Source organism: Serratia sp. Res13-Sevr-LER1-36-b (assembly GCF_015673035.1).
Lineage (GTDB): Bacteria > Pseudomonadota > Gammaproteobacteria > Enterobacterales > Enterobacteriaceae > Chania > Chania fonticola_C.
The window spans coordinates 72,665-86,369 of record NZ_JADACK010000017.1 but is presented as its reverse complement, the minus strand read 5'-3'; the positions used below and the strand labels follow the sequence as shown (position 1 = coordinate 86,369).

General features: G+C 51.2%; 9 protein-coding genes. 2 read left to right on the top strand and 7 right to left on the bottom strand.

Annotated features, from left to right (window positions below):
• Window positions 1–80: 80 nt before the first annotated feature.
• The 3 genes from IMQ33_RS10400 to IMQ33_RS10390 all read right to left on the bottom strand — a co-directional run bounded on the left by IMQ33_RS10400 (window position 81) and on the right by IMQ33_RS10390 (window position 6,839).
• Window positions 81–2,522: a glycogen/starch/alpha-glucan phosphorylase gene (locus IMQ33_RS10400; protein WP_226906527.1), complete on the bottom strand. Its 2,442-nt coding sequence runs from the start codon at window positions 2,520–2,522 to the stop codon at window positions 81–83.
• A gap of 332 nt (window positions 2,523–2,854) precedes the next feature.
• On the bottom strand, window positions 2,855–6,217 hold the full coding sequence (locus IMQ33_RS10395; protein ID WP_196061934.1) for an autotransporter outer membrane beta-barrel domain-containing protein: 3,363 nt from the start codon (window positions 6,215–6,217) through the stop codon (window positions 2,855–2,857).
• A gap of 229 nt (window positions 6,218–6,446) precedes the next feature.
• Complete coding sequence (locus IMQ33_RS10390) at window positions 6,447–6,839, bottom strand: hypothetical protein (protein ID WP_196061935.1); 393 nt, start codon at window positions 6,837–6,839, stop codon at window positions 6,447–6,449.
• 362 nt (window positions 6,840–7,201) lie between these two features.
• Here IMQ33_RS10390 and IMQ33_RS10385 point away from each other — a divergent pair, with 362 nt between their 5' ends.
• Entirely contained in the window at window positions 7,202–7,834 is a 633-nt protein-coding gene (locus IMQ33_RS10385) for a response regulator transcription factor (protein ID WP_065685592.1), read from the top strand.
• Complete coding sequence (locus tag IMQ33_RS10380) at window positions 7,831–9,612, top strand: hybrid sensor histidine kinase/response regulator (protein ID WP_065685591.1); 1,782 nt, start codon at window positions 7,831–7,833, stop codon at window positions 9,610–9,612. The genes IMQ33_RS10385 and IMQ33_RS10380 overlap by 4 nt, the downstream gene beginning before the upstream one ends.
• A 3-nt stretch (window positions 9,613–9,615) precedes the next feature.
• On the opposite strand, the gene IMQ33_RS10375 is transcribed toward IMQ33_RS10380, so the two are convergent.
• From IMQ33_RS10375 to IMQ33_RS10360, 4 genes are all read right to left on the bottom strand, one after another.
• A complete protein-coding gene (locus tag IMQ33_RS10375) occupies window positions 9,616–9,906 on the bottom strand; it encodes a heavy-metal-associated domain-containing protein (protein ID WP_065685590.1) in 291 nt (96 codons plus the stop codon).
• On the bottom strand, window positions 9,903–10,265 hold the full coding sequence (locus tag IMQ33_RS10370) for a mercuric transporter MerT family protein (protein WP_098930826.1): 363 nt from the start codon (window positions 10,263–10,265) through the stop codon (window positions 9,903–9,905). Before IMQ33_RS10370 ends, IMQ33_RS10375 begins: the two co-directional genes overlap by 4 nt.
• Window positions 10,237–11,382 (bottom strand): transglutaminase family protein, encoded by a 1,146-nt coding sequence (locus tag IMQ33_RS10365; protein ID WP_196061936.1) that lies wholly within the window; start codon window positions 11,380–11,382, stop codon window positions 10,237–10,239. Before IMQ33_RS10365 ends, IMQ33_RS10370 begins: the two co-directional genes overlap by 29 nt.
• A gap of 238 nt (window positions 11,383–11,620) precedes the next feature.
• Window positions 11,621–13,525 carry a methyl-accepting chemotaxis protein gene (locus IMQ33_RS10360; protein WP_196061937.1) on the bottom strand — a complete coding sequence of 635 codons (1,905 nt, stop codon included), beginning with the start codon at window positions 13,523–13,525 and terminating at the stop codon, window positions 11,621–11,623.
• Between the last annotated feature and the right edge of the window lie 180 nt (window positions 13,526–13,705).

Here is a 13,705-nt window from a genome sequence, read left to right as displayed (position 1 = left end):
CTTTACAGGCCATGTCCCACTTAGGTTGAAGTGCCCCTGACGGAACCCCGCCAGGGAGGTCGGATTCACCATGCTTCACGTTAACAAGGGATCCCCCAAATTTCGTTAGCATACCCCTTGATAGTTCGATCGCTTGAGAACTCCCCCATACCGGCAATGTTCAACAGCGCCCGTTGGTGCCATAACTGGGGTTGGGAGAAATCATGCAGTGCCTGTTGCTGGGCAAGACGATAACTGTCAAAGTCCAGCAAATGGCAATAGTGATCGCTTTCCTTCAGCAAGTGATAAATCGGTTGAAAAAGTGATTTATCCAGGCTGAAGCGGCCTGACACCAAAGCGTCTACCGCCTCTTTGATTGTCGGATTATTGGGGTAGATCTGGTTATGGGAACCTGCCTGCCGACAGCTGTTGATTTCAGCTGCGTCGGCACCAAACAGATAAAAATTATCGGCTCCCACCGCGTCACGAATTTCAATATTGGCACCGTCCATCGTGCCGATGGTCAAGGCCCCGTTCATGGCAAACTTCATATTACTGGTGCCCGAAGCTTCGGTGCCCGCCGTTGAGATCTGTTCTGAAAGATCGGTGGCGGGAATGATATGTTCGGCCAGTGAGACCTTATAATCCTCCAGGAACAGCACATTAAGCTGCCCTTTGGCACGCGGATCGTTATTAACCGTCCTTGCCACTTCATTAATCAACTGAATAATCAGTTTGGCCATGGCGTAGCCTGGCGCGGCTTTGCCAGAGAACAGGTGAACCTTTGGCTGTATCAGAACATTGCCAGACTCAACAATTCCCAAATAAAGGTGTATAACGTGCAGAATATTCAGCAATTGCCTTTTATATTCATGGATACGCTTCACCTGGCTGTCAAACAGGGATAGCGGATCGATTTTTATCCCCTGCTGAGCAGTGATAAGCCGGCAAAGCGCCTCTTTGTTATGCCGCTTAATGCCCTGAATCTCTTCCAAAGCTCCGCTGTCCTTGGCTAATTTTTTCAATTGCTGCAATTTATCAAGATCGGTAACCCAACCTGGAGTTAACTGACGGGACAAGAATTCGGCCAATTTCGGGTTGGCTTGCTGGATCCAGCGCCTTGGCGTGACGCCGTTGGTTTGGTTAGTGAATTTTTCCGGAGTGATAAAATAAAAGTGGGGAACCAATTGCTGTTTAATCAGTTCGGAGTGCAATTTAGCCACCCCATTCACCTTATGGCTACCCACAATGGCCAAGTTGGCCATGCGGATCTTTTTCTCAGGCCCCTCTTCAAACAACGAGAGTGAAGCCAGTAACTCCGGTTTGTCTGGCCATTTATGAGCTATCTCAGTAAGGAACCGATGGTTAATTTCGTAGATAATCTGCAGGTGCCGAGGTAACAATTTCTCAAATAATGCCACAGGCCAGGTTTCTAACGCTTCTGGCATCAACGTATGGTTGGTAAACGCACAGGTTTTTTGCGTGATGCCCCAGGCAATTTCCCAATCCAGACGGTATTCATCCACCAGCGTACGCATCATCTCGACGATGGTCAGAGCCGGATGGGTATCATTTAACTGGATGGCAACCGCATCGGGCAATGCGGTGATGTCTTCCGAGCGCTGAGCATAGTCGTGCAAAATATCGCGTAAGGTACAGGCAACCAGAAAGTACTCTTGCGTCAGACGCAATTCCTTGCCTGACTGGATTTCATCGGCCGGGTAAAGTATTTTCGATATATTCTCTGACGCTATTTTCTGGCTAACTGCACGCAGATAGTCACCGCGGTTAAATATATGAACGTCAAATGAATCTGAAGCGCTCGCACTGTATAAGCGCAGTTTATTTACCGTATTGCCACCGTAGCCAGTGACGAAGTAGTCGTGCGGTACGCCAACAATGACCTTCCAGTCCATCCACATAGGATTGTAGTTGCCATCAATATCTTCACTCTCTTCGATGTGACCACCGATAGGGATCAGCATCAGCTGTGAAGGGTGATCGATCAACCAGGGAGAATGGGTGCTGTGCCAGTCATCAGGCTGTTCAACCTGCTTGCCATTCTGTATGGATTGTTTAAACAAACCATACTCATATTTGATACCGTGACCTGAAGCGGCAATATCCAACGTGGCCATCGAATCGATAAAACAGGCGGCTAGTCGACCTAATCCTCCATTACCCAGTGCGGCATCGGGTTCTTGGCTGGTAATATCTTCAAAATCAAAGCCTAATTCATTCACTGCCTGTTTAGCACAGGGCAACAATCCCAGATTCATCAAGTTATTACGCAGCGACTGACCAAGTAAAAATTCCATCGACAAATAGTAAAGTCGCTTGGGTTTTGCCTGTTGCTGACAACGTTTGGTATTGAAGAAACTATCCAGCTGATAATCCCGCAGGGCCAGAGCCAACGCATTAAAGATGTCCGCAGGGGTAGCATCCTTGAGCTCCAAACATAAATCGTATCTCAGCTTATTGATTAAGCTGTTTTTTATCTCTTCAACTCCAGGCATTTCAACACGCTTTTGTATGGTCTTCATGTTAATCCCTATGAAAGTCGGCGTCTGAATGGTTAACTCAGAGACGAGAAAATGAATAGCGATCAGCGTTGCTCTGCCAAGTGTAGACGGTTTTCGAATATTTGAGCTGAAATTACCAAGCATCAAGTTGAAATAATTCAAACGCCTACGCAATGACTCTGCGGATATGAGAACTCACATGGGTGACACCCTGTCGTTGTTTATAGCCGAATGGCTTGAAGAGATTGATTTTAATACCTGAAGGTAGTCATTGGATTGCGGAGTGTAATACCCGCGCTGAAAACGTTAAAACCCACGCGGCTGCGTGGGTTTCAATTTACAGAGTTATCGGATCAGAAGTTGTACCTCAACCCCAATTGGCCATTAACGTCGCGGAAATCATCTTTCCCCCCCTGCACCCCAATGTTACCAGAAGTACTCCACCCCTTGCCCAGTTCAACCTGAACGCCCGCTTTAGCCTCATACACGTTATCGGCCAGTTTATGGTTCACCCTGGTTCCGTTCATCTCGATCGCCGCATCATTACCACCAGACCACCAGTTCAGTTGCAGGAACGGCTGGATCTGATTGGCCGCAGGGTCCAGGGAATTGCTAAACAGCCGGGCTCCGAGACGGGTCGTGGTCTGATTTTTACGCTGCGCCGCAATTTGGGTACCGTTATCTTCAGTGTGGGCATCGCCACTATAACGGGTAAAGATCACCTGCCCCTGAGGCTCCAGATACAGGCCGCGGCTTGTCCCTTCATACAGCGCTAACGCATAACCCAGCTCCAGCGATCCACTCCAGGTATTAGACTTGTACTTTTCCTGTGCCAATCCACTGCCGTTGACCTCGTTATCGTAGCGGCCATATTGTAGCCAGCTGTCCAGATAGAACCCGCTTGGTGCTACAGCATTCTGATACCAGGTACCGTAAACGCCAACGCTGGTTCCTGTGACTTTGCCTTTGGCATCACGCCCGCTGAGATCGGACGTCGCTCTGGTGTCAGCGCTGCCATAGCCCAGCATCAAGCCGGTATGCAATCGGCCTTCACCAACGGTATGTTGTAATTCCCCACCAATCTGCATGACGTCTAGATCCGTCTTGACCGATAACTGCTCGCCAACCACGCCAGCATCAAGATTATTTCGCTGTGCACGTATCCAGACCGCGCCCTGGCCCTCCTTGCCTCTGGCGCCAAATCCAGGCTCCCCAAGACGATCGGTGCGGCTATGGTCGAACATATGCACGGCGGCATTCTGATTATTCAGATAGGCGGCAGCATCAACACGTAGCAGAGAAGGTTTACCGCTGATCGGCGGTGTGACCAACCCTGGTTTTTCAGGCTCAGGGATCTCTGGCTTAGGGGTTTCTGGAGTCGGTGTTTCAGGTTCAGGTGTCTCTGGCTTCGGCGTCTCTGGAGTCGGTTTTTCAGGCTCAGGTGTTTCTGGCACAGGGATTTCGGGCACGCTAACCGCCTCCGAACGTAAGTACCAGTTGCCGTCGGCAGGATCCTGTTTACCCCCCTTATGCAGCAGATATTCGTATGCACCCGCGACAACCGGTTTTTGCAGGTTAAACACGCCGTCAGATGCGTTGGCAACGCTGATCACCTCAATACCCTCGATCGTTGCGGCACCCTGACCACCAACGTTGTTGACCTGTAACCACGACTGGCCACTGCTGCTGCCGGTGATCACCAGACGATCGGTCACCGAGTCATCCCCCCCAAGTACCGTATTCAGCCGCAGGGTGCCACCTTCGCCTTTATAGCTGCCGTCGCCGCCGCCAAAGAAGCTGGTGTTAGCCAGTGACAATGTCGTTCCTGCCTGGCCATTGCTGCCTAGACTTACTGTGCCCGCGTTACTTAACCCACTAAAGATAGAACTGAAACCCGCCAGATCCAGCGTTCCTGCGTTACCCACGTTAAACACGGCAGGGCTTAAAAAGTTAGCCCCAAATCCATTGGCTACCCCTGCCTGCAGCGTACCGGCGACAACGTTTACCGTACCGCCGAAGATATTATCTTTAGACATCAGGCGGGTAATCCCTGTCCCCAGATGATTGATGGTCCCGGCACCACTCAGCTTGGCAGAGAGATCCTGATTATCAGTGTAATTGAGGTTTACAACGCCGCGGCTATGCACAAAGACTTCAGGCGTATCCAGAATACCTGCTTTACCGCCGGTACCGATATTGAGCACCGCCTGCTTCACCGAACTACTACCGGAAAAGGTACTGTTACCGACCCGCACCGCACCTTCGCTGCCCACTTTGACCACTGCACCATCAGTGACCGTCAGGGTGCCATCGCCGTTATCGCCACTGATGTTGATATACCCGGCCGATAGTAGCGTGCCTGCATCCTTGACCAGAACCGTGCCGCTTGCAGGTGCGGTACCGCTATAAAGCTCACGTTCACCGATAGCCAGGCCGTCGAATTTGCCACCCGTGCTGGTCACCTGCGCACCGTTGGCGATGGTCAGGCTGCCAACGCCATCCACACCCACATCAAGCCCGGTCACTTTGATAGAGGAACCCGCCCCGCTGATGAGCACGTTGCCCTGACTTTTAACACGCGTACCGATACGCATCGTGCCAGCCTCTACGCTGCCGCCATCGATGATGTCCATCTGCCCTTCGCCGTTGTAGCCTACAAACAGCGTTGCAGCCTTCCAGGTTGATCCACTCCCCGAAATCAGCGCGCTCCCTTTCCCGCCGAAACTATCGCCAAGATAACTGCCAGACCCACGGCCATCGAGCCGTGCACCGTCGGTGATATTGACCTTTCCTTCGCCTTTTTCACCAACTCTGACGATGACACCGCCGGAGGTCACTATCGAACCGACTCCTGAAAGATTAAGCTCGCCATAGGCACCGGCCGTTGTGCCAATGCTGAGTTGCTGTGCTCCGGCTTTGGCACCATTGGTCACGTTCATCACGCCTTTACCGGCGTAGCCCACGTAGATGTTTGAAGAACCGTACATATCGTAATACAGTTCGCTCCCGGCCCCGTCGACGTTGATGGTCCCTTCACCAGTGGCATCATGGCCCACGATCACTTTATCGAAGGTATCCAGGCGGAATTTTCCGCCGTCGGAAAGGGTTAGCTCACCCACGCCTCCCTTACCAACAATCACCTGATGGCCTAATAATTGCGAGCCCGCTCCCGTGATCGCCAACGCCCCTTTCGCACCTTCCTTCACGCCCAGTTCAATAAATGAAACTTCCAGCGTTCCACCGTCAAGTACGGAAACGTTACCCTCGCCACCCACCCCCACTTTCAGATCCTGGCCGTAGAGGGGATCGTAGTTGTAGAGCTTCCAGCGCGAGTCGATACCTGTTATTAAAGCACTGCCGACAGCTCCTGCTTCCCTGCCCAGATAACTAGCCCCAACGGTAGTTGCCTTGGCGCCGTCGCTGACGGTTAACTTGCCTGAACCGGTGTCACCAATCACCAGATCGACGCGGTTACCTGTTTTCCAGCCATCCGGCTTGGTGCCCGGTACGGTTTCTTCTGTGCCGCCATCAATCACGATTTCAGCCGCGCCTACATTTGCGACGGAGCCAACCATACCCGCCATCGCCAGAAGCAGGCAGGGAGTCACTCCGACTTTACGATTTTGGGCGGATTTGCCGCCAGCGCGGGAAAATTCAGCTACGGGGATCAGATCACCGGTATGCCGTTGGCGTACCAAACGATAAATTTTATTCATATGAAAAAACTCCTCCAATGAGTTTAATTAGTCTTGAGGTTATGATGTAAGGCAGGTTTAAGAGGAAACAGAAAAACCATCTTGTTAGTTATTCTAAAAAATCATTACGATGAGAGTTCCCTGGTGTTTTTATTCTTCATCGCTGATAAGCAGGAATGCCCCGGAGGTTCATCCGGGTTAAAATCAATCCAAGTATTATTAAACCGAACTGCAGCTAACGCAGTTCAAGTTACATATACCAATGGTCAACTATCCCTTTACTGTCGAAATCGATATAAATACGCTTCCCATGGTGTTCAGTATCGCCTGACATTTTAGCCGATGCCTTGGCTGCACTGTCTGAAGCATTCGATGCCGTGTTAGCCATGCCAAGAGCACTGGAAACGGCCCCCGCTCCGGGGATGTAGCCAACAATGGAGGAAGCCGTGCTCAAGTTGCCTCTCGCTTCATACTTCCAGACTACGCTCCCGTCTGAACTCACGTCCTGATCATCCGGCACACCATAAATTGCCTGCACCTCGGCCTTGGTGGTCTTGTTAGGTATAATATGGGCCTTCATATACGATGCACTGAATTTGTCTTCCCCCCATGCTACTGCATCCGACAAGCAGAAAATGACCATCGACTTCCATATAGATATACGCGTGTCTCGTCCTGATGTTCGGAAATTTATTAGTGCCGCCAACACCAATTATTAACAACAGTGCTTTGTTAATAGCGCTAAACCAGGAAAAACTTGCGCGCCATGTCTGTTTCATTAATGATATTTGATAATGATTCTTAACAATGCCATAATAACTAAGAATCCGCCTATCACCATAACCACTTATTAACTTTTCATCAGAATATTTTTATCATGATATAACTACAACCCTACCAAAGTAGGGTTTACATAAGGTGGCCATATTGCTAGTTTGGGTAGGCAACTGATCTGGCATGCCGTGATCAATGCAGGCGTTACATTGGCGACAAAAGGAAAGTGACGTGAGTAAGCCCTATGCTTTGGTCGTTGACGATCACCCAATGGTAGCGAATGGCATTGCCGTTTTTTTAAATACGCACTGTGGTTACAGGCAGGTGTATGTTGCTGCCAGCCGCAAAGAGTGCAATAGTCGCATCGCAGAGAACGGCTACCCTCACCTGTTGGTACTGGACTTCTGGCTGTCTGATGGTACAGCACTCCACCTCATTAAAGAGTTGCTACAGCAGGACGCCAATATTCGCCTGCTGGCCATCAGTGGGGATGAAAATAACCAAGTACAACATAAAGCTCGGGAGGCTGGGGCGCACGGTTTCGTTCACAAGCACGACTCACCACAAACCTTCCATCTTGCCGTTACCGCGCTCCAGAATGGGCAACTCTGGTTTCCAGATAGCTCGGAATTGGCCTGTTGTCCCCCATCAACCACTCATGAGCAGGAATTCGGGCTCACCCAACGCCAGACAGAAGTGCTGGCGATGATGCTGCGCGGGTTCTCAAATAAACGTATCGCCCTTACGCTGGCCGTGTCTGAGCCGACTATCAAAGAGCATATTACCAGTATCCTCAGCAAGCTGGGCGTCACCAACCGAATCGAAGCCATTACGCTGCTACAGGGGCGCCGTTTCACGCCATGATTAACCCAATCAGTGATAAAACCACGCAAGATATCAACCCGCACTCGCAGCTTCGAATGCTGAACCATGTGTTGGCGCGGTTGGTATTCAGCATCTATGCGGTCCCTTTCGTCGGGATCGTATTTGCCATCTGGCTCTATCAGTTGCACTTACCGTTAACCCCGATCGTCTGCTGGATTGCGCTGTACTTTCTAGCCTCCCTGATTGTCTGGTTATGCCATCGCCACTATCGCCACAAGCTGAGTACGACAACGGAAACCGCCATGCTGGCCCAGTGGCTACCTTGGGTCAATCGGCTGGCATTGCTGCATGGCATCGGCTTGTCTTCACTGATTGCCGTGACGGCCATAAACCCCTCCTTTGATTTTATTCTGCTGCTCAACATCAGCATCGCCGCTATCGTTGCAGCCAACGCCACTCACCTGACCCCGCTGCTGGGCGCATTCCAGCGGTTTTTCATCAGTTGTTGGGGGATCTTGTTGCTATTAATCCCCTGGCGATACGGTGATACCTGGCCCATCATTGTGTTGCTTAACCTCTTATATGGCTTTGCTATTTATCGCCATGCCTTGACCTCTCATGCGTTCTTCCTTCAGCAGGTGCGATTGGAAGAGGACAGCATCCTGCTGGCTGAGCAATTCCGCGTAGCCAAAGAGGAAGCGGAACGGGCATTGCAGGATAAAAACCTGTTCCTGACGACCGCCAGCCACGACCTTCGTCAACCTATCCACGCGATGGGATTCTTGATAGAAGCGATCATCCATAAGAATCGCGATACCCTGTTAAACCCACAACTCCATGATTTGCAACAAAGCGTGCGTTCTTTGCATTTAATGTTCAACTCACTGCTGGACCTGACCATCATTGAAAATAAAGCCGTCAATGTTCCCAAGACCGAAGTGGATTTAGCACCGTTAGTCGAGTCGATCGTCACGCTGTTTCGTGAGGAGGCAAATAGCCGAGGTTTGTCCCTGCGCTCAAGGCTTCCTCGGCAACGCTGCGTGGCATTGGGCGATCTCTCTTTGATCAAGCAGTCGTTAATCAACCTGACACACAACGCATTACGCTATACCCAACAAGGTGGGGTGTTGATCGCAGTTCGTCTACGCGGTAAGGATTGGTTGTTGGAAGTATGGGATACGGGGATTGGCGTAGCCGATGCCGAAAAATCCCAGATATTCTCCCCCTTCTATCGCCCTGAGCTTGCCTGGCGAATAGATAGCGCCGGGCATGGATTGGGCCTGGCCGTGGTGGCAAGATGTGCGAAGCTGATGAAAGTCGAGTGTGCGATGAGTTCGATTGAGGGCAAAGGCTCGCGTTTTTGGCTACGCCTGCCAGCCAGCGATACTGTTCCCGTCAAGGCTCCGTTAGTCATGGATAAGAAGCCCTTCCTGGTTGCGCATCGGGCACTTTCCGGTACCTGTCTGGTGGTCGATGACGACCCCCTGGTCACCTCTGCCTGGATAAGCTTGATGCAGGCCTGGGGCGTAACGGTTCGCTGCGTTGCCTCGGCACAAGAGGCGTTTGCCGAGCTTGAGAGCGGATTCTCCCCCCAGGCCATTTTGTGCGATCAGCGCCTGCGTTCGGGTGAGAGTGGCTTCGACATTTTGCAGGAGTTATTCCACCGGCTCCCGCAGGCCAGTGGAGCGATGGTAAGCGGTGAGTTTAATTCGGCGATATTGCAGCAGGCGGAAAGTGAGGGTTATATGGTGCTGTATAAACCACTGGAACCCTCACAGCTTCATGCATTGCTTTCACAATGGTTAAATGCGGGGTAAAAACTACGGAGCTGGCACCACGCCCTGGATTTCGCCGCTATAGCCGGTACGGGAAATTGCCGTCAACAATGCCTGATTGTCGAAACCCTCGGGCACAATCACTTCCGCCTGGTGCGTTTTCAGTGAGGCTTTGGCCTTAATCACACCCTCAGTAGAGCGCAACGCTTTATTGATGGAGATGACGCACAGTGAGCAGGTCATTGCTTTGATATCAATTGTGACTTTCTGGTTCTCTGCCCATAACCGCGGCGCAATCAACACCAGAGCCAACAGCAGAAAAATGCGCTTCTTCATTCCATCATTTCCCAAATCCAAGGTAATACATAGGGGTAGGTCATCAACGCCAACAGCAACGGCACCGACAGCCAGTAAAGCCAAATCAGTGCCCGACGGCTGACGACGTTCACGCAGACCGGGCGCGGCGACAGATAAAGCCGCCAAAATCCTCGCAGCATCAACCCGATAGCCACAATAATCATGGGCCACTGTAACCAGGATAACGCAGGGATCCCCGTCAGCCCGGCAGCCGAGATACCAAACACCAGATACAACAACGGCCCGAGACAACAGAGTGTCGATGCTGCGGCGGCAAGCAAAGCCGCCAGCAGCGTCACTACGCTGCCCTTAACGCTGTTCGACAGAGACATAGTCATAGCTAAATTCGGCCGGATCGTAGAAGTTTAACGGGTCGCCATCCACTTCAGCATAGGGGTAACCAAAGTTATTGAGATCACCCTGCTCTGCCTCTGGCGAAAGTGCGAAATCACGGGCGTAGTTAAAACCAACCCAGTTCATTTCCCAGTTGCCGAACAGGTAATCGTTGACGGCTTCAACGGCGGCATCGCCGTTTTCTTTTTTCTCTGCCAGACGCATTTTAGTGACGTCTGCCGGATCGGCTGGCAACCAGCCGAAACCTGCCAGCCAGAACATCGCCCGGCAATGCTGCCCACCGCTGACTTTTGCCACGCCTTGTTCATCAGCGCTGCCAAATGCCTTCTTCGAATAGTTCCCCAGCTTGCGGGATGCGCCGAGGCGAATACCAAACATCTCACGCGCGGGGATCCCGCTGGCACGGCACAACGCGACGAACACGGAGTTGATATCGGTACATTTGCCGCCCAGCTTACCGGCCTTAAGGATTTGCCCCACATCACCGGTCCCGCAGCCAATCACCGCATCGTCTCGATGCATATGGGTTCTTACCCATTCATGAATGAGCCGCGCCTGCTGTAAAGGTAATTTCTCGTCGCCGACGATCTTCAACGCCGTTTCTTTCACCACACCGTCTACCGGGATATGCGGGGTGGCATTCAGATAGGGTTGTATCTCTGCGGGGAACACCAGATCGGTTTTCGGGAGGTACCATTCGGCCAGTTGGTTGCTCTTCAGCGGTTCCCAGTCCAAGGTTTCAATCAGCATTTCCACCTTGAGTTCCATCGGGCCTTTGGAGTCCGGCCAGGAAGCAAACAACGTTTTGGCTGCGTAGATATTATTTGCCGTGAGGTAGGCCTGCTGATAGTTGCCAGAAAAAGAAATGTGCTTCAGTTGCTGAAAGGCGGTGTCCACGGGGACCGGGATCCACAGATTGGCCTTACCTTCTGAGCCTGCTGGCGCTTTCAGTTTATACGTTTGTGTCATCACAAAACGTCTTCTGTTGTCCACGCAGGTCGACGCCGGGATGTCCGTTTTACGCGACTCAGACCAGACCGGGCTTATCAGCCCAAAAGAAGATAACGCAGCAGCACCCTTGAGAAAATTACGCCTTTCCATCACCGTTCCTTTTTATTGTCAGATAACGCCAAAGCCTTGCCCACCGCCTTTGGGAGGGGCGATAGTATGCACCCTCGCAGCACAAAACGACATACCGCTCACACGAAAAAACATCTGGGAATATACGGTAAGCGGCATGCAGGAAAGCGGAGACGTATCAAGAATAATAAAAATACGCTACGAAACGAATGATCGAGCAAGAGGCGGGATTACTTCCACCGCCCTTGCAACGAGAATATTATACGATGAACCGATTCACTAATTTGGTCATCGCTGCGGCTTGGTTATCCAGTACCTGACTGGCACTGGCCGCTTGGGAAACCAAAGCCGCATTTTGCTGTGTGACTTGTTCAAGTTGATTCAAAGCCAGATGAACCTGCCCCACCCCCAATGATTGTTCGTTTGCGGCCTGAGCGATATCGCTAACATATTGTTTCATCAGTCCTGAATTATCTGCTGCCGCCTTTAGTGCGACCCCCGAAGCCGAAACCCGGGCGACGCCTTCCGCAATTTTTTCCATATTTTGATTAATCAGCTCCCGGATCTGGCTCGCCTCTTTAGCACAACGTTGAGATAAGTTACGCACCTCACTCGCTACCACCGCAAATCCCCTTCCAGACTCGCCAGCTCGAGCGGCTTCTACCGCAGCATTGAGCGCCAATAAATTAGTCTGAAAAGAAATGTCGTCAATAGAGGCCACGATACGTGCAATCTGCTCACTAGAATTACGGATCTCCGTCATGCTCTGGCTGGCTTCATTCGCCACGTGATTCGCCTGCATGACATCGCGCTCCATCGCCAGCGTGAGTTGTTCCGCTTCGCGGGCGTTATCTGCAGTCTGGGAGATCGCCGTGGACATTTGTTCCATACTTGCCGCAGTTTCAACGATAGATGCCGCCTGTTCATCAGTACGTTGCGCCAAATCCTGATTGCCCGCGGCGATATCACTGCTAGCATGGTGAAGGATCACTGAGCCGGATTTAATCTCTTTAACAATATGCTGAATATTTTCAATGGATTGATTATAGGCATGATTCAGTGCTGACAACTCATCACTACCCGGCACGCTGAGGCGTTGGGTCAAATCACCCTCCATTTCACCAATCGTTTTCAACGTTCCTTGCAGTTGCAGATGGATACTCCGCGCAACGACAATGGCTATAGCCAAGGCCACGGCCAGAGAAAGAAGGCTGATGCACAGAAAAGTCATCCATTCGCTACGTGCCGTACGTGACAACTCTGCCGCATGCTTTTGTAACGTGTCAGCGGTTTGATTCTCTAGTTGACGCAGCACTTCAATGCGCACAGTCTGAGCCTTAAACCAATCGGTAGGATTGACCTTGAATCCACCGGTTGCGACTTTATCGAGCGCTATCTCACGATACTTTAGGGCATCAGTTGCCGATGTAGAGCGCAATGCGCCATCAAGCGCCGCCGCCTGCTCCGCGGTGCTGAAACGACGAGTCGCAGAAAGCCAGGCCTCTTGTTTTCCCACCACATCGCTCAACTGGCGGAATTGCCCATCACCAAAACGATCGCTAGAGAAAATACCCGAGAGTAATGCTCGCTCTATTCCCGACTGTTCTTTCAGGTTAAGCAGGCTGTAATACGCTGACAATTCCTGGCCAATTTTGCCCGATGTCGTCAAATGCCCAATACCGCCAACAAAATCCAGCACCTGGGCGATAGTCTTGGTATAGAAACCAATAGCCTGTGGCGCCGCACTCTTTAAATTGCTGACGTTATTACGCACCTCGCTCAGTAACTGGGTTTGGTCGTTAAATAACTGAATCGCCGATGTATCAATCCCTTCCAATGCACTGCTATCCGTTTGGGATAACAGTTGGCTAAATTTCGCCATAGCCGCATCTGTCAGTTTACGTTGATCTGCTAGTTCAGTGCGAAACTGCCCACCGCCAGAGCCCAGGTAACCTGCGCTCATACCACGCTCTTTTTGCAGCTCATGCACCACATCCCCTGCACCACGCGCAATTGCCGTTAACTGAACGATGACATCCATCTGACGTTCGGTATGGATACGGGTTTTCATACCCGACCCGGCAAACCAGCATAAAGCCAGTAGCAGTGGAAACAGAGCAATGAAAAGCTTCATTCTCATCGATATACGGTAGATCCCTAACATCCGGTTTCGTCCTATTTAGGTGACAACATCAATAGAACAGCTATCGGCCTGCTTTAAGCACCCTTTAACCACAATGATAGAATTGTTATTATTGCATTGATAAATATCATTATTTTTATTAAAGCATGAGAGCTACTAATGCGACTTCCCATCTTTGCTCTACCACTTCATCCTCACTTC